Below are 21,802 nucleotides of genomic sequence, written 5' to 3' on the forward strand. Positions count from 1 at the left end.
TCCTGTTCAACGCCGTGCTAACGATCAATGGAACGATTATCTGTCGAGTGATGCTGGGCATGAGTGGCCGCACGACGGTTGAGCGCTACGACGAGTAGCGCACCGACGACCATCAACGTTATCACGCCAGTTACCTGTGCCGACGCCCCTGTCAGCACGGCGTAATCGCTGGGTAATAGATAGCGATAATCCAGCGGAATCATTTGCCCATCGGGACCTAGCTGGTAGCGTAACAGCTCACGCCAGGGCCAGAGAACCGGTAGCGAGCCAACAATAAAGCCCAACAATAGTTGTAGTGTCGCGCCATGGTAGCGCCGCAATAGCCACGAAAGCAGTCGTGAAAAGAGCGCCAACCCGATGATGCACCCCACTCCAAACAGCATGATAATGCCAAGATCGAAGCTGCGAATAGCCCCCATGATGGTGCCGTAGAGTCCCATCGTCAGCAATAAAAAGCTGCCGGATACACCAGGCAGCAGCATCGCACTAATCGCGATAGCGCCAGCTACTATGACTACCAGCGCTTCATTGCCAATCATCAGCACCAGCGGCATCATGCCGGGAAGCAATTTGGCTAACATTAACCCAATCGCCAGCGGCAGCAAGTACCAAATTTTCCATCGTTCTCCAGCCTGCCCGACCACCAGTGCCGAGGCCGCTACAAGCCCGAAAAAGAACCCCTCCAATAGCAGCGGTTGCGCCTCCATTAGCCACAGCGCTAAGTGAGCCACGCTCACCAAACTGACCGCAACACCCAGCAGTAGCGGTATTAGAAACGCCAAGTTCAGGTGCCGACTTAAGCCCACCCAGCCCTCGCGATGCCAAGCGCCAAAGGCGCTAGGCCCAAACTGTTTAATAGTGTTGATTAACTCTTCATAAATACCGGTAATAAAGGCAATCGTGCCTCCCGATACGCCAGGTACTGCATCGGCAGCGCCCATCCCGGCGCCTTTTAAAAACAGTCCTATGGGTCGACGCTTCAATCCACCACTCCTTGCAATAGGGGTACAAAACGCACGGGTTCAAGCCTGCGTTTTTCAAAGGCAGAGCCAATACGCTTAATTTGGGTAAGCCACTGACTGCCATCTGACTCTTCCAGCGGTGCAATAAGCACACCGTCATAACTCAGCTGTTCAAGTAATACTTCCGGCAGCGTTTGCGCGCAGGCCGTGAGCAAAATAACGTCAAAGGGCGCAGCTTCCGGCCAGCCTTCGCTGCCGTCGGCCACAGCTAATGTCGCTGGGGCACCTAGCCGCCATAGCCGCTCTGCTGCTCGCTCGTGCAGCGTATAGATTCGCTCCACGGAGTAAAGCGTTTCTACTAGGCGCGACAAAATCAGCGTTTGATAACCTGAACCAGTCCCCACTTCCAGCACGCGCTGGGGCGACGCGCGCAGCACTAACTCCGTCATGCGCGCGACGGTTAGCGGCTGCGACAGCGTTTGGCCGAAGCCAATGGGTAGAGCGGTATCTTCATAGGCGCGATGAGCGAGCGCTTCATCGACAAACAGATGACGCGGCTCGCTGGCCATCAAGTCTAACACGCACTGGTTACGCACGCCTTGTTGAATCAGGCGCTTGATCATACGGTCACGGGTGCGCTGGGAAGTCATTCCACGGCCGCGCCGCTCACCAGGAGATAGCTCAGGCAAAGGCATCCAACCAGTCCTGCACATCACGACGCGCGGAGTGGCGCGTTAAATCAGTTTGCAGTGGCGTAATCGATACATAACCTGCTTCGATGGCCGCAAAGTCGGTATCTTCACCGTCGTCAGCGTTAGCCGCCACCGGGGCAATCCAGTAGCGGGTACGGCCCCGGGGGTCTTGCACCGGCACAGGCTTTTCGGCTGGGCCGCGGTAGCCCAAGCGGGTAACTTTAACACCTTTGATTTTTTCCCAGGGCAGGTCAGGGACGTTCACATTCAGCAGCGTACGAGGCGGCAGTGAGAGTTGATCAGCGGCACCGATGAGGCTCGCGGCAAACTGGGCTGCCGTCGCAAAATGGTGGGCGCCGCACAGCGACATGGCAATCGCCGTCATACCTAGATTACGCCCCTCCATCGCGGCGGCGACCGTGCCTGAATAAAGCACGTCATCACCGAGGTTACTGCCATGGTTAATCCCTGAAATGACCAAATCAGGACGCTCGTCCCACACCCCATTCACGCCTAAATAGACGCAGTCGGCCGGAGTGCCGTCCACACTATAAAAGCCGTTGTCTAACGCCGTCAGCGCAAGCGGACGCGATAGCGTCAGCGAATTACTGGCCCCGCTGCGGTCACGGTCAGGGGCAACCACGCGTAGGTTAGCGTGGGGTGTTAGTGCCTCGTAAAGCGCTCTAAGGCCGGGGGCGTGAACACCGTCATCGTTGGAAAGCAGCAGTCGCCGCATCAGAATCTCCTCACCTCAGCGTTAAGCCGTGTCGGGATGATGAATTAACTCGCCAATGACCGCCGTGGCAAAGCTGCCTCGCGGCAGGGCAAACGAGAGTAGCACGGCGTCTGCATCGAAGGTTATTTGCGGCGCAATAAGCCGGGCACGTAGCGCACGCTGCCCGCGCTTGACGCCGCTCTTTTCAAGCCCTTCACACAGTGCAGGGTGCTGAGCGGCGAGCTGCGCTTCATAAGCCCCAGCATCTCCTTCAGCCGAGCGGCCAACGCCCCACAGCACGCCGGTTGGGTGAACGTCTAGCGCAGCGGCGCGCTCCACCAAACTCTCCTCCACCGCCTCAATGCCAAACACACTTTGGGTGCCATCAAGCATGAGAGCATCCCCAGCGATGGGCTGGCACCAGTTACCATCCTGCAGCCGCGCGCTAAGCAGCTCATTGAATAAAAAGCTGCGAGCGGTGGAGAGCATCATGCCCTGCCGGTCGTCGCGCTTGCGCCAGCCTTTCGCCAGCACGGCGGCGGCACGCTGTAAGTTGCGCGCCCCTGCGCCAAAGCGCTGATGGCCGAAATAGTTGGGCACGCCCTGGGCGCAGAGCGTTTCCCAGCGCGGCAAAAAATCGGCCGACTGAACGGCCTCACCGCTCAGGCGTAGCGTAAAGTGGTTAGTGCGATGCACGCCCCGCTTTAGCTTACGTGGGTGGCGTGCCTGCTCAAGTACCGTAACCCCCAGCGCTGCCAAAGAAGCCGACAAATCCGCCGGGGCATCGCGCCCTGGCAAATGGACGCTTAACCATTGGCGAGCCACCGCGACCCGATCTTTCATGCCGGAATAGCCAATATCTCTAGGCGTGACGCCACACAGTCGGCTTAGCTGTTTCACCATATCTAACGTGGTTTGGTTACGCTTTTCAAGCCGCAGCCACAGGTGTTCACCATGAGCTTCCGGGATAAAATCAAGCTGCTCATCGACGATAAAGTCTTCCGGCTGAGCACGGTACTGCCCTGGCGCGGGCACGCCGAAAGCGGGCGTTAGGCTACGCTGCCATGGGGGTAGGTTAAGCATTCAGCGCCTCTGGGGCCGTCAGCAGTACCACCGCCTCTGCGGCAATGCCTTCACCGCGCCCGGTGAAGCCAAGGCGCTCAGTAGTGGTGGCTTTGACGTTTACCTGGCCAAGACTAATTCCTAAATCTTCAGCGATGACGGCGCGCATAGCGTCAATATGGGGAGCCATTTTGGGCGCCTGGGCCATTAACGTTGCATCCAGATTCACCACGCGATACCCCTCGCTACGCACCAGGGTTACCACATGGCGCAGCAGGCCACGGCTGTCAGCACCGGCCCAGGCGGGGTCGGTATCCGGAAAGTGACGGCCGATATCCCCCAGCGCACAGGCACCCAGTAGCGCATCGCTGATCGCGTGGAGCAGTACGTCGCCATCAGAGTGGGCCACAAAACCGTGGTCAAACGGCAGCTTAACGCCGCCAATCATTAAATGGTCACCCGGCCCAAAGCGGTGTACGTCAAAACCGTGGCCAATTCGCATTAGGAACTCCTGTTGCTGGCGGTTGCCGACTGGGCGGCCAGAATGGCAGCCGCCAGGGCTAAGTCGTCAGGGTGGGTCACTTTTAGATTATCTCGGCGTCCGCTCACTAGCCGTGGCGCCTCGCCCAGCGCTTCTACCGCCGAGGCTTCATCAGTGACCACCGTGCCGGTTTGCTGAGCCTGCTCAAGCGCATGGCGTAGCAGCGAGTAACGGAAACTCTGTGGCGTCAGCGCGTGCCATAGGCCATCCCGCGGTTCGGTAATTTGGCTGAGCTGGTCACCGTTATCGCGCTTCATGGTATCCGCCACCGGCATTGCCAGAAGCGCACCGCCTGAGTGTGTCTGCGCTGCTTGATAGAGCACGTGGAGATCATCACGAGTAATGCACGGACGCGCGACATCGTGCACCATCACGAGGTCTGAGTCCTCGGCGGTCATCGCTTGCAAAGCGTTTAATACGCTATGCATACGCTCAGCACCGCCTGACACACGCTGCCACTGCGCAAAAGGCACCCAGGTGGGGTCGAACCAGCGGTCGTCGCTGTCTAGGCAAAGTACCAACCGCGCCTGCGGAAAAGCGGCGTGAAGCCTTGCCAAGGTGTGGGCCAGAATGGGCTGATTGTTCAACGTCAAATACTGTTTAGGCTTATCGGCCCCCATACGTCTGCCCTGCCCCGCTGCAGGAACGACGAGCCATAGTGTGTTACTCATTCTGCGGCGCCTTCACTGCTCGGTGGTATAGCTCCAGGCAGGGAAACCAGCCCCGCATTGATTCCCACTAGCTCGTTTTTGATGGCAACACCGGGCACCCAATAAAATTGTTCATCGGTGCGCACCATTCCCATATCGCTACGGGCGCGCTCTTCAATGGCATCGAGTCCCGTTTTTAAGTCAGTGACTTCCGCTGCGAGCCTTGCATTGCGCTCACGCATTGGCACGTTATCGGCTTCCTGCACGGCAACGCGTTGCTCTACCTCCTGGAGGTCTTGCCAGCCGCCGTTTCCCAGCCACAGCTGGTACTGCAGCAATCCCAGAGCGGCAAGCAGTATCACCACAAGCCATTTGTGCATCACAGAGATCCTTTGTGAAAGCGAGAACGGCGCGCATTATGCCATTAAGGGCGATAGGCAGCGAGCCGCAGCGCTGTGGGAATTATTTAAACGGTAAGGCATCTTCGGCGGCACGGCGATAGGCCATGATATGGGCAGCCTCTTCTTGGCAAAACTGCGCGACCCCTGCGGCAAGCCCTGGATGGGCCACATAGTGCAGCGAGCGAACCCGCTGCGGTGCAAAGCCCCTTACCAGTTTATGCTCGCCCTGGGTGCCAGGGTCAAATAGGGTTAGCCCCTTGGCTAGGCAGTAGTCGATACCTTGGTAGTAGCAGGCTTCGAAATGCAGGCAGTCCGCGATGATTTCACTGCCCCAGTAGCGTCCATAAAGAGTGTGTGCACCGCGAAAATAGAGCGCAGCGGCCACGGGCCTGCCCTCCAAACGCACCTGCACCAACATCAGCGCCTCGGGCATTACTTGGCGTAAGCGTTCAAAGAAGACGTGATTAAGATAGGGTGGTCGGCCACGCTCATGATATGTAATGGTGTAGCAGCGATAGAAGTGCGCCATATCGACATCACTAATCGCAGCACCTTCCAGACGATGCAGCGTAAGGCCCTGATCAGCGACTAACCGCCGCTCACGCTTTATCATTTTGCGACGCTTTGAGGTCAGACTAGCTAAAAAGCCGTCAAAATCGCCGACACCTCGGTCTCGCCACTGAAACTGTACCCCTTCTCGCGCAATTAGCTCAGGACACTGGCGCTGCCACGCCTCGACCTCTGGCTCCTCGGCAAACAGCAAGTGCCAACTGGAAAGCCCCACCTCATCGCACTGCTGTTTCCAACCGATGGCTAACTGCTCACGGACAGCGGCAGTATCGGCATTCGCGGCTATCAGTGCTCGGGGGCCAGGCACGGGCGTAAAAGGAATAGCGCTTAGCCCTTTGGGGTAGTAATCGCCACCTGCCCGCTCCAGCGCCTCCGCCCACCCCCAATCAAACACATATTCGCCATAGGAGTGGTCCTTGCGGTACATGGGCAGCGCCCCGACCAATCGGGAATCTTGCCAAACGCATAAATGGCAAGGCACCCAGCCAGTAGCTGCACTCACCGAACCGCTCGCTTCAAGTGCAGCCAAAAAGGCATGGCGTAAAAAGGGCTGCTCTTCACTCACCAGCGCATCCCACTGGCTTGCCGCAACGGTATCAATCGCAGGTAGAATGGTAAGGGACAGCGAGTGTGAACGCATAACATCTCCCATGGCACACTGGCATAGGTTGTGAATCGTTTACTGTACCATCAAGGCCATGACAGCGTACGAACCACCTTGTTTTGCTTACGATCTTTTGGACCGATAAACACTGCACCCACGCGCAATGAAACCAGCACTGTCAATAACGGATGATTCCAAGGAGAGGCTATGAAGCGCGACCTGACGAGTATGTTTAATGCTCAGCGTCATACGGCTGGCCAAGCGCCATTTCCAACGTTAGGGGTGCGCCGAGAACGTTTGGCCCGCTTAGCCAAAATGACGAAGCGCCATCAGCAAGAGATCGTGCGAGCAATCCAAACCGACTTTGGCCAGCGTAGCGACGTAGAAATACACCTTGTTGAAATTAGTGCTGTGCTGCAAGCAATTCGCCATGCACGCCGCCACTTATGGCACTGGATGCGCCCTCGCCGAGCAGGCGTACCTTGGAAAATGTGGCCCGCTCGTGCTCACGTTGCCCCTCAGCCCCTTGGCATTGTGGGAGTGATGTCCTCCTGGAACTACCCTTGGCATCTTGCTTTGATGCCGGTGGTAGATGCGTTCGCCGCAGGTAATACGGTACTGGTAAAGCCCAGTGAGCAGGCGCCACATACCAGCGCTCTATTGGCCAAACTGGTGCCTCAATACTTCACCGACGAAGAGTTTGGCGTGGTGGAAGGTGGCGCTGATATCGCCACAGCATTTAGCGCGCTGCCGTTTGATCACTTGCTCTTTACCGGCTCAAGCGCAACGGGCCGCCAAGTAGCCGCTGCCGCGGCAACCCACCTCACCCCCGTCACGCTGGAGCTGGGTGGCAAATCACCTGCGCTTGTCGCGGGTGACGCTGATTTAGAACAGGCGGCCGCCGCGATTATCTTTGGCAAAGGCATGAATGGGGGACAATCCTGCATAGCGCCGGACTATGTACTGGTTGAGAGCTGCCACCTTGACGCCCTTACTCACACTTTAGAGCGAGCCATCCAACATCAGCGGCCAAACGCAAAAGAGGCCACCGGCTATGTGAGCGATGTCCACCAAGCGCGCATCAAGCAGCTATTGGATGAAGCACGCGACCACGGCTGCCGTGTAATTGACCAAGGCACCCATTCCCCCGCGCTCGTCATCGACCCGCACCAGGGTTTAGCGCTAATGCAGGAGGAGATTTTTGGCCGCATCCTGCCGCTTATTAGCGTTAAGCAAATGGACGACGCCATTCGTTTTATTAATGCTCGCCCTCACCCACTCGTTCTCTACGCGTTCACCCGTAACAAGGCGCTCCAGGAATCCCTTCGTCATACCACCCGCTCTGGTGCGCTGGTGTTTAATGAGACGCTGCTGCACCACGCCGTTTCCTCTTTACCCTTTGGAGGCGTTGGTGAAAGCGGCATGGGGGCTTACCACGGCCGTCACGGTTTTGAACGTTTTAGCCATTTGCGCGGCGTCTTTTATCAATCCCAGCGCCCCACCAGCCGGTGGTTAAGCCCCCCTTATCGACGTTGGTTGCTGAAATTACTCGGGCTTGACTAAAGCTATTAAGCTAATGTCCGATATTCACTGAATACGCCTTATAGTTACAGGCCACTACGTTTAGGAAACATTATGCAAGCCGCCGACCTACCTAATAATGAAACACAGCGCCTGACGGCCTTGCATGCACTCAATGTTCTCGATACACCTGCCGACACAGCCTTTGATCGCATCACTGAGCTGGCCTGCGAACTGTTTGATGTGCCGATTGCTTTAGTATCGTTGGTTGATAAAGAGCGCCAATGGTTTAAAGCTCACAGCGGGCTTGAGGCCTATGAAACCAACCGTGATATCTCATTTTGTGCTCATGCCGTAGCAGCTAATCGCCCCTTAGTCATTGAAGATACCAAAAACGACCCGCGCTTCGCTGATAACCCATTGGTATTAGAGCAGCCTCATATCCGTTTTTATGCAGGCCACCCGCTTTGCCCCAGCGATGACCAGTTACCCGTTGGTACGCTGTGCTTAATTGGTGAACAACCACGCACCTTTACTGAGCGTGATCATCGCATCCTGCACAATTTAGCCAAGCAGGTAGATGAATTGCTCCGCCAACATGAGCTTAAGGAGCGGCTTTCACGTACGGCAAAACAGCTTGAAGCACTCTTTACCAAAAGTGCGACAGGTAAACTACGCGTCGATCGGGCGGGAAATGTCATCGCCATTAATCCATTTGCACTCAACTTATTGGGCTACCAAGCTGAAGAAGTTGTCGGCAACAATGTGGGAATGCTCGCCTTCCCAGAGACCGCGGAGAAATACAATTATTTAATTAGCCGCTACTTCTCTTCTGATGCTAATGAACAGAGCGTTGGAAAAGGGCGCGAAACCGTGGTGCGCCACAAGCAAGGGCATCAGATTCCCGTACACTTGGTAGTAAATGCCATCCACAATGACCGCCAGGAATTTGTTGAGTTTCTAGCCATACTGACTGATCTTTCAGACATCAGTGAAGCAAAACATCGCGTAAACCGGGAACGCCGCTTATTACAAGTGCTTCATCAGGGCATTACCGACTACCAGGCACTAATGTCCGGCGAGCGGCTTTGGACCTTTCTGATGGAAGCACTGCGTGAGCTAACCGACAGCGACTACGCGCTGATTGGTGAAGTACTACCAACTGAGACCACCAACGCGCTGAAAATACACGCCATTACCGATCTCTCGTGGAACAAAGAGTCCCGCGAGCTGATGGAGAAGCTGCGCAGTGGCGATATGATGCTTACCAACCCTAACTCCTTACTAGGGCAGGTTTATGCCTATGGCAACGTGGTGATTACCGATGATGTGTATAGCCATGCCAAGCGTGGCGGTTTCCCACCGGGCCACCCACGGATCAATAACTATTTGGGCGCGCCTATTTTCAACGGCGACCAGCTGATTGGCATGTTCGCTATTGCCAACAGCCAGCAGCCTCTTAGCCAAGCGCTGCTGGACTGGCTACAGCCGTTTACCGACACCTGCGCCCTACTGATTAATCTCTATCGCCAAATGGCCGAGCGCGAACAAGTCACCAAAGACTTAGCGGCCGCACGGGATCAGGCAGAGAAAGCGAATAAGGCGAAGAGTGAATTCCTCTCTTCCATGAGCCACGAGCTACGTACCCCGCTAAATGCCATCATTGGTTTTGCCCAGTTACTCAGTAAAGGGCGACGCGACCCTCTTAGCGAGAAGCAACAGCGCCAGGTCGGCCAAATTGAGAAGAGCGGCCAACACTTGTTGAGCTTAATTAACGAAGTGCTTGATCTAGCGAAAATTGAAGCTGGGCATATGACCCTCTCCATAGAGCCGATCTCTATCGAAGGCGTCATTGAAGATGCTTGCAACACGTTAGAAGCTAATATGAATGCCACTGGCATTCAGTTAATTCGCTACCCAATAAACAGTACCTGGTCTGTTTCTGCTGACTACACCCGCACGAAACAGATACTGCTCAACCTGTTATCTAATGCCATCAAGTACAACCGCGAGCACGGCACCATTACCATTGGGGTAACGCAGCAAGATTCTGAACTACGCTGCAGCATTAGTGACACAGGACCGGGTATTGCCCCCGAGCGGCAAGAGGAACTCTTTGAGCCGTTTAATCGCCTAGACGCTGAGTACGGTACCATCGAAGGCACGGGTATTGGGCTAGCAATCACTCGAGAACTGGTTGAGCGCATGTCGGGGTGTATTGGCGTGGACAGCCAGCCGGGCAAAGGATCTACTTTCTGGTTTACGCTCCCTGTTGCCAACGTTGCCCCACTAACAGAACAGACCGCAACACGCACCTTGCCCGATGCGGAAAAAGCTCAGCGCGATTATCGGCTGCTTTATATTGAGGATAACCCCACCAACCAACGCCTGATGGAAGACATTATTGATGACTTCCCCCACGTGGACCTTCAAACCGTTAATAGTGCTGAACTCGGGCTTGAGATTATGCGTCACTCACCGCCTGATCTTGTACTTATGGATATCCACCTGCCGGGGATGAACGGCTACCAAGCCCTCGCTGCCATACAAAACGATACGCAACTGAAGCATATTAATGTAGTTGCGCTCTCTGCCAATGCGATGGAACGTGATTTAACCCACGGCTTAGCCGCTGGTTTTGCTGATTACCTGACCAAACCTATCGATATCGACAAGCTATCGGCAACGCTCAGCACCTATTTTTCCGCTGCACCGGCAACAGACGCACCAAGGAAGGCTCCATGATATTTATGAATAAACACCTGCTTGTTGTTGACGACAACAGCGTGAATATTGAGCTGCTTCTCGACCTATTAGACGATCATGGGTTTGACAATGTGCATGGGCTAAGCGACCCGCGTCACGTACTTGCCTACTGTCAGCAGCAGTTGCCCGATTTGATTTTGCTCGATATCCGTATGCCTCATATAGATGGCTACGCGGTGATGGAGCAACTGCAGGAACATTTTGCAGACCAGACGCCCCCTGTCATTGTACTGACCGCCCAAATTGACGACGACACCCGCCACCGGGCGCTTAAAATGGGCATTCGTGACTTCCTTACCAAACCGTTTAAGCACGATGAAGTGCTACAACGCATTCGTAATACGCTTGATGTCGAGCATCGCTACCAGGTTCGCGATAAACAAGCAGAAACCCTGGAGCAAATGGTTGCCAAGCGGACAGAAGAGCTTGATCACCAGTCACGCACCGACCCCATCACACAGCTACCCAACCGGCGGGCACTGACACAGCTATTGCAAGAAGCCGCTCAACGAGGGCACGGCACTGGGCTGCTGTTTATTGCTTTGGATCACTTGGACGATGCGGTTCGGCTCCATGGCTACGGTATTGCAGACCAGTTAATAATACATATCAGCCACCGCTTAAACGCCCAATTATCCCCTAAATGTACATTAGGGCTCTGGGGCGGCAGCGAGCTACTGGTGATCACCCAAAGTGCTGAGCTTACCGAGCTACGGCAGTTAGCCTCTCGTCTACTAAGCTGTTTCGACCATGACCAGACGCTGGGCGATTTACTGCTACCGCTCAACGCCCGCATGGGTATTAGCTGGTCCCATGGCCATTTTGAAACCGAGCGACTTGTGCACATGGCCGCCCTAGCCCTGCCCCAAAACGGCTCTTTACGTATCCAAAGCTACAACGAAACTCTGGAAACCCAGCAGCGTCATCGCCTACACCTGCAACAGGCAGTTCGCGGGGCAACCCAACGGGGGGAAATGTCACTGGCGTTTCAGCCCAAGCTATCGCTCGCCACCCAGCAGGTCATCGGCGCGGAAGCCCTGCTCCGCTGGTACCATCCAGAACTTGGTCATGTGTCACCTGCAGATTTCATCCCCCTTGCCGAGGCAAGCGGTGATATTCTCTCCATTGGTGAGTGGGTGTTAGAAGAGGCCATGCGCTATATTGTGCAGTGGCGCCAGCAAGGGCTTCTTAATGACCGCTTCCATATTGCGGTTAACGTGGCGGCCCGCCAGCTGGCACGTAAGGATTTTGCTCAAAACCTACTAACACGCTTAGCTAAGCACAACATTCCTGAGCGCTTTTTTGCTTTAGAGGTCACCGAATCCGGCCTGCTCAGCGATATGCACAACGCGCGCATCCAGTTAGCTCAATTGACCGAAGCAAAGATTGCTGTTGCCATCGATGATTTTGGTACCGGGCACTCCTCGCTGGCTTATGTAAAGACACTACCTTTTTCAACCCTAAAGATTGACCGCGCCTTTGTGCTGGACTTGGAAAAAGACACGGTGGATCGCCAACTGGCTCTGACCATCACCCAGTTAGCCCATGCAGTAGGCTGTAATGTGGTGGCTGAAGGCATCGAAACCGCAGCTCAAGCAGACTACTTACGTTCTATTGGTTGCGAAGCTGCACAGGGGTATTACTATGCTCGTCCGTTGCCCGCCGATGAATTTTATCGCTGGTGCACGAATTGGAAACCTCACCCAAACTTAACGCCTGCCACGGAGTCTGTTAATGGCGCATGACCTGCTAGACCGCTTACGGGAACGCTTAGAAGAGTTGAACCGCTCAGAGCGCAAAGTCGCGAACGTAATTTTGGAAGACCCCGCCGCGGCCACCAGCCTGAGCATCGCAAGCCTTGCCCAGGCAGCTAGTGTCAGCGAGCCGACCGTTAACCGTTTCTGCCGTAACTTTGGCGCCAAAGGCTACCCGGATTTTAAAATCAAGCTGGCCCAAAGCTTGGCGGGGGGAACGCCCTACGTCACCCGCGCCGTTGAGCCCGGCGATACTGCCACGCAGTACACCCATAAAATCTTTGGGGCCACCATTGCCGCGCTGGACGAAGCCCAGCGGGAAGTGGATATGGCCGCCGTCGAGCGGATGGTGGATTACCTAACGCAGGCCAAGCAGATTCACTTTTTTGGGCTGGGTGCGTCAGGTGCCGTGGCGCAAGACGCGCAGCATAAGTTTTTCCGCTTTAACCTGCCGGTCATGGCCTATGCAGACGTGCTGATGCAGCGCATGGTAGCCGCCGCCTGCCACACCGGCGATGTGGTGGTGATCATCTCTTATACCGGACGCACCAGGGAGCTGGTGGATATCGCCAAAGTGGCCAGGGAAGCAGGCGCCGTCGTACTCGGCATTACCGCACCGAACTCTCCGCTCTCACAGGAGTGCACCGCCACGCTTGAAGTCGCCACTCCAGAGGACACCGACCACTATATGCCGATGACCTCACGAGTTATTCAGCTCACCTTAATTGATGCGCTCGCCACCGGGGTAACGCTTAGGCGCGGCGAAGATTTTCTGCCGCACCTGAAAAAGATCAAAGATAGCCTGCGCGATACCCGCTTTCCAGCGGAAAAGCCCACTAAATAAGCGTCGCTAGTGGTTACGCGTCCACAGCGGTGGTGACGGTAATTTCCACTTTTAACTCGTCGGCAGGCATTGGCGCGCATACGCAGGTGCGTGCCGGTGCATAGCCATCTGGCACCCAGGCATCCCATACTTCGTTCATCGCTGCGAAATCGCCACCATCTTTCAGGTAGATAGTGGCACTTAGCAGCTGCTCGCGGCTGGAGCCAATCTCTTTTAGCAGCGCATCTACCCGCGCCAGCATGCTCTCAGTTTGCGCTTTGATGTCGCCATGGCGCGCCTCAGGACCCGCCACCTGACCGCATAAATAGGCAACGCCCTGGTGAATCACGGCGCGGCTCATACGAGCTTTTGTATCATGACGCTGAATGCTCATAGATTAATCTCCTAAGAAGATGAAAAAAACTAGTGTAAACCGCCACCAAGCCACTGCCTATGCTTCGTCAGCCAACGCGCATTAGGTGGGCACGGGACGATGCTCAAACACGCGGCGCAAAACGAAGCTCGTATGGGCCCCGGTCACCCCTTCAATTCGGTTGATGACGTGCAGCAGCAGGTGCTGGTAATCATCCATATCCTTCACCAGAATTTTGAGCTGAAAATCCGCCGCTTGCCCGGTAATGATCAAACACTCCACCACGTTGGGGATAGTGCGAATATGTCGCTCGAAGTTATCAAACCGCTCAGGGGTGTGCTGGTCCATCGAGATGTGCAGCAATGCCATCAGCTGAAACCCCAGCGGGCGCGCATCCACCACCGCACGGTACTGGGTAATCAGCCCATGCTCCTCCAGCGCCCGCACCCGGCGTAAGCAGGGCGATGGCGAAAGGCCAATACGCTCGGCCAACTCCTGGTTACTAATGCGCCCTTCCACCTGTAGCACATCCAGAATACGCCGATCAAAACGATCCAGCGTCAAGGGTGATACCGTCATAGCCGACAGCTCCTACCAATAAAAAAGCATATATTGATACATTCTGCCAATTACTCTCAATAATGCCATTTTTTCGCAATAACCTTTCAAGGCAAGTTGAGTAAACTGGTGTGACTGTCACAAGCAGGATCGTCTTAAAAGCGGCTGACGCCACAAGCGGCCGCCCCAAACAACTCAACGTTTTCAGGAAACTTACCATGGCTGCTTTTGATCATCGCAAATATCGCCCTGCTCCGCGGGTGCCCGCCTTTAACCGCCAGTGGCCCGACCGGGAGCTTACCCACGCTCCTATCTGGGTAAGCGAAGACCTACGCGATGGTAACCAAGCCCTACTGGAGCCCATGACAGTTGAGCAGAAGCAGCGCTTTTGGCACCAGATTATTAAAGTGGGCATTAAGGAAGTCATGGTGGGCTTTCCCTCCGCCAGCCAGCCGGATTACGACTTCGTGCGCTGGTTGATCGAAGAGGACCAAATCCCTGAGGACGTCACCATCGCCGTGCTGGTACAGTGCCGCGAACACCTGATCGAAAAAACGTTTGCTTCGCTGGTGGGCGCTAAACGCGCCATTATCCACCTGTACAACTCCACCTCGACCATTCAGCGAGAGCGGGTGTTCGAGATGGACCGCGATGGTATTACCGATATCGCCGTGCAAGGGGCGACCTGGGTGAAAACCTATGCCGCGCAATATCCAGACGTTGATTGGCGCTTCCAGTACTCGCCGGAGAGCTTCTCCAGCACGGAAATCGACTTCTCACTGGCTATTTGCGAAGCGGTGATGGATGTCTGGCAGCCCACCCCAGACAACAAGTGCATTCTTAACCTGCCCACCACAGTAGAAGTGGCTGGCCCGCATCATCACGCCGACCAAATCGAGTACTTCTGCCAGCACATTAGCCGCCGCGACAGCGTGATTATTTCAGTGCATACCCATAACGACCGCGGCGGTGCCGTGGCCTCGGCTGAGCTTGCACTGTTAGCGGGTGCCGACCGGGTAGAGGGCACCTTGCTGGGTAACGGCGAACGCACCGGCAATATGGATATTGTCACGCTGGCGATGAACCTCTACAGCCAGGGGATTGACCCCGAGCTGGATCTTTCCAATCCAGACGAGATCATTCAAGTGGTTCACGAATGTACCGGCATTACGATGCACCCCCGCCACCCCTGGGTAGGCGAAATGGTCTACACCGCCTTCTCAGGCAGCCACCAGGATGCGATTCGCAAATCGCTCAAACACCAGAAACCCGATGAGCCGTGGCAAGTAGCCTACCTGCCGATTGACCCCCACGATATTGGGCGGGATTACCAAGCGGTCATTCGGGTCAACAGCCAGTCGGGTAAGGGTGGTATGGCCTTCCTACTGGAGCGCGACCACGGCATTAACCTGCCCCGCTGGATGATGCTAGCGCTGGCCCCTTACGTGCAGAAAGAGAGCGAGCGACGTAACGGCGAGCTCTCTAGCGAGATGATTCGCCAAGTGATGTTCGATAACTTCTCCCATGACGCCCCCCTAGCGCTGGCCGACTACCGGCTCTCGAAGGGGCAGCAGGAAGGTATCGATGTGACGCTGTGGCAGGGTGCCGAAACGCTGCGCTTATCCGGCACGGGAAATGGCGCGATGTCATCATTCACCGACGCCTGGAAGAAACATACCGGCACCCATGTGGCCATTCTCGATTACAGCGAGCACTCGCTAGGCGGCGACAGCGAGGCCAACGCCATTGCCTTCGTGCAGCTTAATATTGATGGGCAACGCATCTGTGCCGTGGCGGAAGATAGCGACACGGTCAGCGCCTCGCTTAAAGCGGTGCTATCGGGGATTAACGCAGCGCAACCAACCCGCACCACTCAGCCAGAGGCCGCCACCAGCCTCGCGTAAGCCGCCTGGCCGCCACCAAGGGGTATAGCGGCGGCCAGGGTTTAGCGTCAACCGCAATTCAGCGCAGTATCAACACCGGTAAATGCGCGTTACGCAGCATTGCCGTGGTGGTGCTGCCCACCAGCAGATGGCGAATGCGCGAGTGGCCGTAAGCCCCCATCACGAGCAGGTCAATGTCCTTTTCTTGCTTATAAGCGCGCAGCGTCTCTTCCACCTCACCGGCGCGAATAGCGCCTTCGGTTTGGTGGCCTGCGGCCTGGAGGGTATCCATAGCCCACTGCAGCTGCGAGTGATTCTCTGCCGTCTCTGCGCCCACAATCACCACATGGCATGATGCGTCATCAAACAAGGGGCTTTTCGCCAGCATTTCAACGCCTTTTCGCGCTGTTTTGCTGCCATCGAAGGCCATCAGCACGCGTTTGGGCAGCGTAAACGCCTTCGGCACCATCAAGATGGGACGGTGGAGCTCACGTACCACGCGCTCAAGGTTAGAGCCCAAGTGGCCGCTGGCTTGGTGGGCCGCTTCCCCTCGCTTTCCTAGCACCAGCAAGCGGATCTCTTTTTCATGCTCGGCCAAGGTATCCACCAGGGTGCCATTGCGCAGCATACAGGGCGGCTCTGCAAACCCAGCCGCTTCTACCCGCGCTTTTGCGGCATCCAATATCAAGCGCCCCTGCTGGCGAGCAAGCTTGCCGCGCTGCTCTTCAATATCCGAGAGCTGTTCCAGAAGATGTTCTCGCGTGCCCAGGCCTAGATGGCCGGTTAAGTCAGGCTCCGCCACCTGCGTGTGGTTATCAACGGTGTGAAGAAAACGCAGCGGTGCCGAAAGCGCCGTGGCTGCCCAAACCGCATAGTCACACACACTTTCTGCATAGTGGGACCCATCAATGGCTGCTAACACGTAATCAGACATACTGGCTTCTCCTTGAGAGGGTGCACCAAACGTTGTCGTTATTCTGACTCTGTTGTACACGAAGACGTTGGACAGCAACACCGTCAGCGGCACGTTTTTAGGCGCTCCGCCCTTGATGGATACAGATGCTACAATTAGCCACCTATCAATAGATTCATCATAGGGCGAGGAGCAGCATGGGACATGGCATCACCAGCGTATTACTCGTGGCACTGGGCGGCGCACTGGGGGGTATCGGGCGCTTTGCCATTTCCAACGCGATGGCTCATGCGCTGGGTAAAGCCTTCCCCTGGGGAACACTCTGCGTCAATGCTAGCGGAGCGCTATTAGCAGGTTGGCTACTAGGCGTTTACGGCGTGGCTAATACGCAGTCGCTTTGGCTATTTACGGTAGCAGGCCTGTTAGGCGGCTATACCACGGTGTCGTCGTTTAGCTTGCAGACCCTTGAGCTGTGGCAGCGCGGCCAAGCAAATCGCGCCGCGCTCAATATGGTCGCTACGTTACTATTAGGCATCGCCATGGCAGCGCTAGGCTGGTGGTTGGCCCAGGGTTAGCAAGGAGTCCTTGATGAGTATCAACGCCTATCTAGCCGTCGGCCTTGGCAGCGCTATAGGAAGCGTTCTTCGCTATAGCGTTTCGCTGGCTTCTATGGCCGTGCTGGGTAGCCACTTCCCCTGGGGAACACTATTGGTAAACATACTGGGTTCTTGCCTCATCGGCTGGTTAGCCGCGACAGCGTCTCGCGCGCCACATGGCAAACTGGCGCGCCAGCAGCCGCTGTTAGTGGCAGGGTTTTGCGGCGGCTTCACTACCTTTTCGCTCTTCAGCCTGGAAACGCTGCACTTGGCACAGCAGGGCAGTATGGGGCTGGCGCTGCTGTACGGCATAGGCAGCCTGCCCCTCTGTGTATTCGCCGCCTGGATGGGCGAGCGTTTGGCCTTTTTAAACCAACCAGCGGCCTAACCTTTTGATACGCGGGTCGCTCGAACAGCAGCAGCCCTAGGTTTATCTCTCCTTGATCCTGTGGCTGCCACAAACTGCTGCCGGGGCGAGTGGTTAGCTAACACGGGAGTATCCACCAAGTATCCCTTGCTTGCTCATCACTAGTTGCCAGAGCTGAATTTGCCGGGCGCGAAAAGCCCCTGCACACACCAGCAGGTAATAGCGCCACATGCGGTAAAAGCGCTCGCCATACTGCTCTTTAAATCGCGGCCAGTGGGTTTCGAAGTTATGGTGCCAAGCCATTAAGGTGCGATCATAGTCAGCCCCGAAGTTATGTAGATCTTCAATAACAAACAGTGCTTCGGCGGCGTCTGTGATTTGCCCTAAGGTAGGCAGCTCACCATTGGGGAAAATATACTTATCAATCCAAGGGTCGGTCACGGTATTGCTTAAGTTTTTACCAATGGTATGCAGCAAAAATAGTCCATCATCTTTTAAGCAGCGGTGAACAACACTCATATACTCGCGATAATTTTTATGACCTACGTGCTCAAACATACCGATACTCACTACGCGGTCAAACGTCTCGCTTTCATCACGATAATCCTGCAGGCGAAACTCTACCGGTAAGCCTTTTCTTAGCAGCCGCTGCCCAAATTCAGCCTGCTCCTTAGAAATGGTCAGGCCCACACACTCCACCCCATAATGCTCGGCAGCGTAGCCCATAAAACTGCCCCAGCCGCAGCCGATATCCAGAACACGCATCCCTGGTTTTAGCTGGAGCTTACGACAAATAAGATCAAGCTTGGCTTCCTGGGCTTCATCCAGCGTTTGGGCATGTTTCCAGTAGCCACAGGTGTAGGTCATCCGCTGGTCGAGCATCGCGGCATAAAAGTCGTTGCCGAGATTGTAGTGCTTCTCCCCTACTTCCCACGCCCGCTTCGCTGTTTGGCGGTTGAGCAGGCGTGAACGTAGCGAGTGGTAAATCAGCTGGGTGGGCTTAATGCGTTGGCCAAGCTGGGCACGCATGATGCGGTAAAACAGCTCATCTAGCCGTATGGCATCCCACTCCCCTCGCATGTAGCTTTCGCCAAGTCCCAGATTACCTCGCGAAAGAGCACTATCGATAACGCCGGGTGCGTACAGCTGTATATCCCAAGGGCGGCTCCCATCCAGTTGAATGTCAGCCTCGCGCAATAGCTCGGCAATAAAACGGTGAGAGGGTGAGGTTGCATCAAAGCCAATAGGCGATTTTTCCAACGTTGGCACGGCAGGCTCCTCGCTATTCCAGAGAGTGGATAGGTAACAACCTGCCTAACAGCATAGTATGAATAGCACAGTATTGCACTGCAGCATCAACAACCTCCCACAAAAAAGCCGGGCTGCTCTTACGAGCAGCCCGGCTTAAGCGATGTTGATAAGCGGTTAACGCAGTATTAACACAGGTATCCGGCTGCTTCGCAGCATGGCCGTGGTGGTACTGCCTACTAGCAAATGACGAATGCGCGAGTGCCCGTAGGCTCCCATCACCAGTAGATCAATACCGCTTTCCTGCTCGTAAGCTTGCAAAGCGTCATCCACTTCACCCGCGCGAATCGCGCCTTCTGCATGATGCCCTGCTTCACGCAAAGTGTTTAGCGCCCACGCCAGCTCACTGCGGTGCTCGGCTGTTTCTGCTCCTACAATCAGTACATGGCAGGTTGCCCCCGCAAATAGCGGCGAGCGGGCCAGCATCTCCACCCCTTTGCGGGCGGTTTGGCTGCCATCAAAGGCAATCAGCACCTTTTCCGGCCGCTGAAAGGCTTTCGGCACCATCAAAATCGGGCGGTGCATTTCCCGCACCACCCGCTCTAGGTTAGCGCCCAGGTGCCCACTTGCCTGGTGGGCGGTTTCGCCGCGCTTGCCTACCACTAGCAGGCGCACGTCTTTTTCCAGCTCTACCAGTGTTTCCACTAGCGTGCCGTTTAACTGGCGGGTCGTGGGGCTACTTACCCCATCTTCCACCGCCCTGGCCTTGGCCGCTTCGAGCATCAGCTTGCCTTGCTCACGATTTACCCTGGCACGCTGCTCATCAAGCGCTGAGAGTTCTTCCATCAGCTTTTCGCGGGCACCGAAGCGCAGGCTGCCGGATAAGTTTTGCTCTTCGGGTGCCCAAGAGTGATTATCTACAACGTGCACAAAGCTTAGCGGTGCACCCAGGGCCAGGCTTGCCCAGGCGGCATAGTCGCAAACGCCTTCGGCAAATTGGGAGCCGTCAATGGCGGCGAGTACGTGTTCAGTCATGCTGTTCTCCTTGCCTGGCTTAGTGGCCGCCCATCAGTTTTTCAACGGCTTCCGGGTCGTTATGAACGGCGTAGCGGTCCACCACGGTGGCGCTTGCTTCGTTTAGGCCTACCAGTTCAACCTCGGTGCCTTCGCGGCGGAATTTAATCACCACGCGGTCAAGCGCCTGAACGGCGGTCACATCCCAGAAGTGCGCCTTCGATAGGTTAATGATCACCTTATCGATGCTCTCTTTGAAATCAAACGCGGCCATAAAGCGCTCAGACGAGGCAAAAAACACCTGTCCAACCACTTGGTATTCGCGCTCTTTACCGGCCTCTATTTCTTTTGAGCCGACGTACATGATGTTGCTAACTTTATTGGCGAAGAACAGCGCCGCCAGCAGCACGCCGACAAAAACCCCCATCGCTAAGTTATGGGTACCGACGGTCACCGCGACAGTCGCCAGCATGACGATATTGGTGCTCATCGGATGCTTTTTCAGATCGCGAATGGACTCCCAGCTAAAGGTACCAATCGAGACCATAATCATCACCGCGACCAGCGCCGCCATGGGAATTTGCGATACCCAGTCTGACAAGAACACCACCATCAGCAGCAGCACCACGCCCGCAATCAGCGTCGATAAACGCGTCCGGCCACCCGATTTAATGTTGATCACCGACTGGCCAATCATCGCGCAACCAGCCATACCGCCCATTAAACCAGCGCCAATATTAGCCACCCCTTGGCCTTTACACTCGCGGTTTTTATCGCTGGGTGTATCAGTAAGATCATCCACAATCGTGGCGGTCATCATCGACTCAAGCAGGCCCACCACTGCCAGCATCACGGCGTAGGGAAAAATAATCGTCAGGGTTTCAAGATTTAACGGCACGTTCGGCCATAGGAAAACCGGCAGCGTATCCGGCAGCTCGCCCATATCTCCCACGGTGCGAACATCCATACCGCTCACCATATACACTGCGGTCAGCACCACGATGCACACCAGGGGGGAAGGAATCGACTTGCCAATCACCGGCAAATAAGGGAACAAGTAGATAATCCCCAGGCCGGCCAGCGTCATGGCATACACGTGCCACGTCACGTTGGTAAGCTCCGGCAGTTGCGCCATAAAAATCAGGATCGCCAGCGCATTTACAAACCCGGTGACCACCGAGCGAGAGACAAAGCGCATCAGTTCCGCCAGGCGCAGGTAACCCGCGATGATTTGCAGCACGCCGGTCAGCAGCGTGGCCGCCAGCAGATACTCCAAGCCATGCTCACGCACTAGCGTTACCATCAAAAGCGCCATGGCACCGGTGGCCGCAGAGATCATACCGGGGCGGCCACCGGTAAAGGCGATAATCACCGCGATACAGAACGAGGCGTAAAGCCCCACTTTTGGATCCACGCCCGCGATAATTGAAAAGGCGATCGCTTCAGGAATTAGCGCCAGCGCGACGACAATACCTGAGAGCGTGTCGCCCTTAATGTTAGAGAACCACTCATGCTTACTGAAAAGTGCCATTCAGGGAGTCCAATGGTTAGGGGGTTAAAGACATTGCGCGCCGCAGCCGCACACAAAGGCAGCACAAGAGCGCACGTTAGTAATAGATTGTCGGATGAATGCTACCAATCGAAGACGCAAACGCGCCGATAGCCAAATAGCGGCAACGGGGTGCCATAGCACCGATATAACGCGAAGAGCGTTATGGCGCTAATTAAGGAGGGAGAACCTAGGGTGGAGTCATCAGCCCTGGTGTCGGCAGAGCAACGGCTGCCATTG

At 55.7% G+C, this 21,802-nt stretch carries 21 protein-coding genes; 7 read left to right on the plus strand and 14 right to left on the minus strand.

All coding sequences use genetic code 11. The annotated features are described in order from the left end of the window. Positions 1 to 17: 17 nt before the first annotated feature. From L1249_RS08245 to L1249_RS08280, 8 genes are all read right to left on the minus strand, one after another. On the minus strand, positions 18 to 983 hold the full coding sequence (locus L1249_RS08245; RefSeq protein ID WP_228168298.1) for a DUF368 domain-containing protein: 966 nt from the start codon (positions 981 to 983) through the stop codon (positions 18 to 20). Continuing rightward, complete coding sequence (locus tag L1249_RS08250) at positions 980 to 1,657, minus strand: protein-L-isoaspartate(D-aspartate) O-methyltransferase (protein WP_235253493.1); 678 nt, start codon at positions 1,655 to 1,657, stop codon at positions 980 to 982. Before L1249_RS08250 ends, L1249_RS08245 begins: the two co-directional genes overlap by 4 nt. Further along, the gene (gene surE / locus L1249_RS08255; RefSeq protein WP_228168299.1) at positions 1,644 to 2,390 is read right to left on the minus strand and encodes a 5'/3'-nucleotidase SurE; all 747 of its coding nucleotides are present in this window, start codon (positions 2,388 to 2,390) and stop codon (positions 1,644 to 1,646) included. The genes L1249_RS08250 and surE overlap by 14 nt, the downstream gene beginning before the upstream one ends. A 21-nt stretch (positions 2,391 to 2,411) precedes the next feature. Continuing rightward, positions 2,412 to 3,452, minus strand: coding sequence for a tRNA pseudouridine(13) synthase TruD (gene truD / locus L1249_RS08260; RefSeq protein ID WP_062360985.1), 1,041 nt, complete (start codon positions 3,450 to 3,452; stop codon positions 2,412 to 2,414). Further along, a complete protein-coding gene (ispF, locus tag L1249_RS08265) occupies positions 3,445 to 3,933 on the minus strand; it encodes a 2-C-methyl-D-erythritol 2,4-cyclodiphosphate synthase (protein ID WP_062360982.1) in 489 nt (162 codons plus the stop codon). Before ispF ends, truD begins: the two co-directional genes overlap by 8 nt. Next, a complete protein-coding gene (gene ispD, locus L1249_RS08270) occupies positions 3,933 to 4,643 on the minus strand; it encodes a 2-C-methyl-D-erythritol 4-phosphate cytidylyltransferase (RefSeq protein WP_058577488.1) in 711 nt (236 codons plus the stop codon). The genes ispF and ispD overlap by 1 nt, the downstream gene beginning before the upstream one ends. Beyond that, complete coding sequence (gene ftsB / locus L1249_RS08275; protein ID WP_044630252.1) at positions 4,640 to 5,002, minus strand: cell division protein FtsB; 363 nt, start codon at positions 5,000 to 5,002, stop codon at positions 4,640 to 4,642. Before ftsB ends, ispD begins: the two co-directional genes overlap by 4 nt. 82 nt (positions 5,003 to 5,084) lie before the next feature. Next, positions 5,085 to 6,233 (minus strand): GNAT family N-acetyltransferase, encoded by a 1,149-nt coding sequence (locus L1249_RS08280; protein ID WP_058577487.1) that lies wholly within the window; start codon positions 6,231 to 6,233, stop codon positions 5,085 to 5,087. A 171-nt stretch (positions 6,234 to 6,404) separates the two neighbouring features. Between L1249_RS08280 and L1249_RS08285 the strand changes: the two genes are divergently transcribed. From L1249_RS08285 to L1249_RS08300, 4 genes are all read left to right on the plus strand, one after another. Next, on the plus strand, positions 6,405 to 7,760 hold the full coding sequence (locus L1249_RS08285) for an aldehyde dehydrogenase family protein (RefSeq protein WP_235253495.1): 1,356 nt from the start codon (positions 6,405 to 6,407) through the stop codon (positions 7,758 to 7,760). Between the two features lie 72 nt (positions 7,761 to 7,832). Next, a complete protein-coding gene (locus L1249_RS08290; RefSeq protein WP_235253497.1) occupies positions 7,833 to 10,463 on the plus strand; it encodes a GAF domain-containing protein in 2,631 nt (876 codons plus the stop codon). Next, positions 10,460 to 12,229 carry a GGDEF/EAL domain-containing response regulator gene (locus L1249_RS08295; protein WP_235253498.1) on the plus strand — a complete coding sequence of 590 codons (1,770 nt, stop codon included), beginning with the start codon at positions 10,460 to 10,462 and terminating at the stop codon, positions 12,227 to 12,229. The genes L1249_RS08290 and L1249_RS08295 overlap by 4 nt, the downstream gene beginning before the upstream one ends. After that, a complete protein-coding gene (locus tag L1249_RS08300; protein ID WP_074210199.1) occupies positions 12,219 to 13,082 on the plus strand; it encodes a MurR/RpiR family transcriptional regulator in 864 nt (287 codons plus the stop codon). Before L1249_RS08295 ends, L1249_RS08300 begins: the two co-directional genes overlap by 11 nt. Before the next feature lie 13 nt (positions 13,083 to 13,095). On the opposite strand, the gene L1249_RS08305 is transcribed toward L1249_RS08300, so the two are convergent. Continuing rightward, positions 13,096 to 13,455 (minus strand): RidA family protein, encoded by a 360-nt coding sequence (locus L1249_RS08305; protein WP_044630258.1) that lies wholly within the window; start codon positions 13,453 to 13,455, stop codon positions 13,096 to 13,098. An 81-nt stretch (positions 13,456 to 13,536) separates the two neighbouring features. Continuing rightward, positions 13,537 to 14,013: an Lrp/AsnC family transcriptional regulator gene (locus tag L1249_RS08310; protein WP_044630259.1), complete on the minus strand. Its 477-nt coding sequence runs from the start codon at positions 14,011 to 14,013 to the stop codon at positions 13,537 to 13,539. A 197-nt stretch (positions 14,014 to 14,210) separates the two neighbouring features. Here L1249_RS08310 and L1249_RS08315 point away from each other — a divergent pair, with 197 nt between their 5' ends. After that, a complete protein-coding gene (locus L1249_RS08315) occupies positions 14,211 to 15,896 on the plus strand; it encodes a 2-isopropylmalate synthase (RefSeq protein ID WP_235253499.1) in 1,686 nt (561 codons plus the stop codon). Between the two features lie 58 nt (positions 15,897 to 15,954). On the opposite strand, the gene L1249_RS08320 is transcribed toward L1249_RS08315, so the two are convergent. Next, positions 15,955 to 16,809, minus strand: coding sequence for a universal stress protein (locus L1249_RS08320; protein ID WP_235253500.1), 855 nt, complete (start codon positions 16,807 to 16,809; stop codon positions 15,955 to 15,957). 176 nt (positions 16,810 to 16,985) lie between these two features. Here L1249_RS08320 and crcB (L1249_RS08325) point away from each other — a divergent pair, with 176 nt between their 5' ends. Further along, the gene (gene crcB, locus L1249_RS08325) at positions 16,986 to 17,363 is read left to right on the plus strand and encodes a fluoride efflux transporter CrcB (RefSeq protein WP_172416452.1); all 378 of its coding nucleotides are present in this window, start codon (positions 16,986 to 16,988) and stop codon (positions 17,361 to 17,363) included. Positions 17,364 to 17,376: 13 nt separating this feature from the next. After that, positions 17,377 to 17,772: a fluoride efflux transporter CrcB gene (crcB, locus tag L1249_RS08330; RefSeq protein WP_172416453.1), complete on the plus strand. Its 396-nt coding sequence runs from the start codon at positions 17,377 to 17,379 to the stop codon at positions 17,770 to 17,772. A gap of 93 nt (positions 17,773 to 17,865) precedes the next feature. On the opposite strand, the gene cfa is transcribed toward crcB (L1249_RS08330), so the two are convergent. From cfa to L1249_RS08345, 3 genes are all read right to left on the minus strand, one after another. Beyond that, positions 17,866 to 19,020 (minus strand): cyclopropane fatty acyl phospholipid synthase, encoded by a 1,155-nt coding sequence (gene cfa, locus L1249_RS08335; protein ID WP_054641161.1) that lies wholly within the window; start codon positions 19,018 to 19,020, stop codon positions 17,866 to 17,868. Between the two features lie 156 nt (positions 19,021 to 19,176). Further along, positions 19,177 to 20,034 carry a universal stress protein gene (locus tag L1249_RS08340; RefSeq protein WP_058577479.1) on the minus strand — a complete coding sequence of 286 codons (858 nt, stop codon included), beginning with the start codon at positions 20,032 to 20,034 and terminating at the stop codon, positions 19,177 to 19,179. A gap of 19 nt (positions 20,035 to 20,053) precedes the next feature. Next, positions 20,054 to 21,544 carry a SulP family inorganic anion transporter gene (locus L1249_RS08345; protein WP_235253501.1) on the minus strand — a complete coding sequence of 497 codons (1,491 nt, stop codon included), beginning with the start codon at positions 21,542 to 21,544 and terminating at the stop codon, positions 20,054 to 20,056. Between the last annotated feature and the right edge of the window lie 258 nt (positions 21,545 to 21,802).

It is taken from the genome of Halomonas sp. Cn5-12, assembly GCF_021532545.1.
In the GTDB taxonomy this organism is placed as follows: domain Bacteria; phylum Pseudomonadota; class Gammaproteobacteria; order Pseudomonadales; family Halomonadaceae; genus Vreelandella; species Vreelandella aquamarina.

Coding starts and splice junctions, on each gene's coding strand:
- L1249_RS08285 (WP_235253495.1), top strand. CDS start 6,405: ATGAAGCGCGACCTGACGAGTATGTTTAATGCTCAGCGTCATACGGCT.
- L1249_RS08295 (WP_235253498.1), top strand. CDS start 10,460: ATGATATTTATGAATAAACACCTGCTTGTTGTTGACGACAACAGCGTG.
- L1249_RS08310 (WP_044630259.1), bottom strand. CDS start 14,013: ATGACGGTATCACCCTTGACGCTGGATCGTTTTGATCGGCGTATTCTG.
- ftsB (WP_044630252.1), bottom strand. CDS start 5,002: ATGCACAAATGGCTTGTGGTGATACTGCTTGCCGCTCTGGGATTGCTG.
- L1249_RS08320 (WP_235253500.1), bottom strand. CDS start 16,809: ATGTCTGATTACGTGTTAGCAGCCATTGATGGGTCCCACTATGCAGAA.
- L1249_RS08305 (WP_044630258.1), bottom strand. CDS start 13,455: ATGAGCATTCAGCGTCATGATACAAAAGCTCGTATGAGCCGCGCCGTG.
- truD (WP_062360985.1), bottom strand. CDS start 3,452: ATGCTTAACCTACCCCCATGGCAGCGTAGCCTAACGCCCGCTTTCGGC.
- ispF (WP_062360982.1), bottom strand. CDS start 3,933: ATGCGAATTGGCCACGGTTTTGACGTACACCGCTTTGGGCCGGGTGAC.
- L1249_RS08300 (WP_074210199.1), top strand. CDS start 12,219: ATGGCGCATGACCTGCTAGACCGCTTACGGGAACGCTTAGAAGAGTTG.
- L1249_RS08345 (WP_235253501.1), bottom strand. CDS start 21,544: ATGGCACTTTTCAGTAAGCATGAGTGGTTCTCTAACATTAAGGGCGAC.
- crcB (WP_172416452.1), top strand. CDS start 16,986: ATGGGACATGGCATCACCAGCGTATTACTCGTGGCACTGGGCGGCGCA.
- surE (WP_228168299.1), bottom strand. CDS start 2,390: ATGCGGCGACTGCTGCTTTCCAACGATGACGGTGTTCACGCCCCCGGC.
- L1249_RS08290 (WP_235253497.1), top strand. CDS start 7,833: ATGCAAGCCGCCGACCTACCTAATAATGAAACACAGCGCCTGACGGCC.
- L1249_RS08250 (WP_235253493.1), bottom strand. CDS start 1,657: ATGCCTTTGCCTGAGCTATCTCCTGGTGAGCGGCGCGGCCGTGGAATG.
- ispD (WP_058577488.1), bottom strand. CDS start 4,643: ATGAGTAACACACTATGGCTCGTCGTTCCTGCAGCGGGGCAGGGCAGA.
- L1249_RS08315 (WP_235253499.1), top strand. CDS start 14,211: ATGGCTGCTTTTGATCATCGCAAATATCGCCCTGCTCCGCGGGTGCCC.
- crcB (WP_172416453.1), top strand. CDS start 17,377: ATGAGTATCAACGCCTATCTAGCCGTCGGCCTTGGCAGCGCTATAGGA.
- L1249_RS08280 (WP_058577487.1), bottom strand. CDS start 6,233: ATGCGTTCACACTCGCTGTCCCTTACCATTCTACCTGCGATTGATACC.
- L1249_RS08340 (WP_058577479.1), bottom strand. CDS start 20,034: ATGACTGAACACGTACTCGCCGCCATTGACGGCTCCCAATTTGCCGAA.